Source organism: Mesorhizobium album, from assembly GCF_033977205.1.
Taxonomy (GTDB): domain Bacteria; phylum Pseudomonadota; class Alphaproteobacteria; order Rhizobiales; family Rhizobiaceae; genus Mesorhizobium; species Mesorhizobium album.
The window spans coordinates 1-2943 of sequence record NZ_JAVIIW010000101.1 but is presented as its reverse complement, the minus strand read 5'-3'; the positions used below and the strand labels follow the sequence as shown (position 1 = coordinate 2943).

Sequence of the window (2943 nt, the reverse complement as noted above, 5' to 3'; positions counted from 1 at the left end):
GCGGTACCAGCGCAACGCCGGCCGCGGGCTGCGCGCCAGCGGCAGCAGGGCGGCGCACAGATTGCCCATGGTCTCCAGGTTGTTGTCGCGCTCGAAGGCGGGCGTGGCGCGCAGCGCCTCCAGCCGCTCCAGCCCCGGCTTTGCCAGCACACCCAGATCGTCGGACAACTGCGCCTTGCTCAGGGCCTTGAAGATGTTGGCGATGGCCAGGACATCGGCCTGCTGCAGCCGGTCCTCGGCATAGTGGAGATAATGCGCCAGCTGCTGCAGCCGCTCCTTCAGCAAAGCCGGTTCGGCCACCTCCCCGGCTTCCTCGCCCTGCAGGATACCGCGCGCCAGACTGTTCGCGACCATCGCAAGCGGTGGCGTCGCGAACGCGCCGAAGCGACGGCCCTTGGGGCCGAGACCGCGGGCGATCTCCACCAGAGCCTGGTAACACACCGGCTCTTGCGTCCACTTGCCGAAGCCGTTCACCAGGATCGCCAAGCCTTGAGCAGTAAAATCGGAGAGCCCGACATCCTGGCGATCGGCGCGGCGAAGGACCTCCTCGCCAATGGCGACCGTGGCCTGCCGATTGCGCTCCTCTTGCGGCCACTTGCTGAAACCGTTCACCAGGACCGCCAGATGCTGATGACTAAATCCTTTGATTTTGCCGACGCGGGAAGCGATCTCCCCAGCCATGGCAACTGCAGCCTGGCGCATGCCTGGCTCTTGCGGCCATTTGCTGAAGCCATTCACCAAATTGGCCAGGCTCAGCGGAGCAAAGTCGGAGAGCCCGACATTTGGGTGATCGGCGCGGCGAAGGACCTCCCCGCCGATGGCGGCCGTGGCCTGCCGATTTCGCTCCTCCTGCGGCCACTTGCTGAAACCGTTCACCAGTATGGCCAGCTGCTGATGGGTAAATCCCTTGATTTTGTCGGCACGGGAGGCGATCTCCCCGGCGATGGCGACCGCCGCCTGGCGCATGCCTGGCTCTTGCGGCCACTTGCTGAAGCCATTGATCAGATAGGCCAGCTCCTGACCAGGAAACCCGCGCAATCGGTTGGCGGCGCGACTGACCTCAGAGGCGATGGCGATCATCGCCTCGCGAGTGCTTGCCTGGTCCGGCCACTTGCTGAAACCGTTCACCAGATTGGCCAACTCTTGATTCGCAAATCCCTTGAGCTTTCCGGCTCGGGCAACGACCTCGCCGGCGATGGCAATGGTCGCCTCGCTCGTCTTCTGCTGGTCAGGCCACTTGCTGAAACCGTTCACCAGGTTGGCCAACTCTTGATACCCAAATCTGTTGAGCTCGCCGGCTCGGGTAACGACCTCGCCCGCAATGGAAACCGTCGCCTCGCGCGTCTGTTCGGGCCACTTGCTGAAACCGTTCGCCAGGTTCGCCAGATGTTGATCAGTGAATCCGCCGAGCTCTTTGGCACGCGCAACGATCTCGCCGGCGATGGCAACGGTAGCATGGCGCATGTCGAATTCTTCGGGCCATTTGCCGAACCCGTTCACCAGATTGGCCAACTCTTGATGTGGAAATCTATTGAGCTTGCCGGCGCGGCCAACGATCTCGGCGGCGATATCCGCCACAGCTTGGCGCAAATCCTGTTCTTCCGGGTACTTGCCGAAGCCATTGACCAGGTTCGACAGGCCCTGCGGGCTAAAATCGGAGAGCCGCTTGGCTCGGCCTGCAAGGCGCGTCACCTCGGTGCCGATAGCGCTAGTGGCTTTCCGACACTTCGCCTGGCTCGGCCATTTGCTGAAACCGTTCACCAGGTTCGCCAGGCCCTGCGGTTCGAAATCGGAAAGCCGATTGGCTCGGTCCGCGAGGTACGTCACCTCGGTGCCGATAGCGCTGGTGGCCTCCCGACACTCCGCTTGTTTCGGCCATTTGCTGAAGCCATTGACCAGATTGGTCAGGTTCTGCGGATTGAATTTGGATAATCCCTCCGTCTCAGCGCGGCGAAGAACCTCACCAGCGACTGCGAAAGTGCCGTCGCCACACCCTGGCTGGTCAGGCCACTTGCTGAAGCCGTTCACCAGCAGCGAGAGGTTTCGAGGGTCGAGCTGGCGAAGCGCTGCTGGGTTGTCGCTGCAGAATTCGCCGATCCTGACCGTGCCGTCGCGGCATTCCGCCAGTTGGGGATATCGGCCGAACGACAATGCCAAGAGCGGCAACGCGCGAGCATCTACATCGTCGAGGGCGCTGGTAGACCTCGATACCTTGGCTGCCATGGCCCTGCAGGCCTGCATGCCCGGCTGACCTCCGGGTTCGCGGCTGACTGCGTTGGATACGGTCGCATATCCAAACGATTCTCCTTCACGGATGTCCTGTTCCCAGTTTGGCAGAAAGTGACGGGTGAATTGGACAGCGGCTCCTTGCAGGAATGCTGCCTGCTCGTCCTGGTCCCGCAGCATGCCGCTGTGGCGCACCACCGCACAGGAGAACTGAACGATGTCCCGAGCTCGACCAATGTCATCGAGGGCATTGTTGAACAGATTGCTCGACATTGCGCGAGAGACGCGCTGCCGGGCTGCTTCGGAATGCCGTCCCGCTTGCAAATCGGCAGTTTGTCTATGCGGCGGTAGCCCGCCTCCGTGGGAAAGTCCGGGCCGCTGCGCCTGGCGCGAGGGTCCGCCCTCGGCCCGCAAAGCGCCTGATTGCTGCCGCGACCCTTCAGGCCGTTGAGAACCTATGCGGCGGCTATCGCGCGCGCTCCCATCGTCGCGGCGTGGCGGCCTGGCCTCCATGCCGGACGGTGTTTTGCCAAGCGAGGAGGCGGAGGCGCGAGAGCCTTCGGGGACGCCATCTCTGCGCCGCGATCCGGCATCGGAACGCGAAGGAATCGCTTGCCGTCCTTCCCCATGAGACCGCTGCTCGCTTCCAAGACGGATGTTGGTTTCTACGCCATCGTCGGCACGTCGCTCTCCTGGCCCTGCGTTCCTATCGGACGT

At 63.2% G+C, this 2943-nt stretch carries 1 pseudogene; it reads right to left on the bottom strand.

What is annotated here, in order from left to right:
- A pseudogene (locus tag RFN28_RS34265) lies at positions 1 to 2499 on the bottom strand (hypothetical protein); the annotation flags it as partial.
- Positions 2500 to 2943 lie beyond the last annotated feature (444 nt).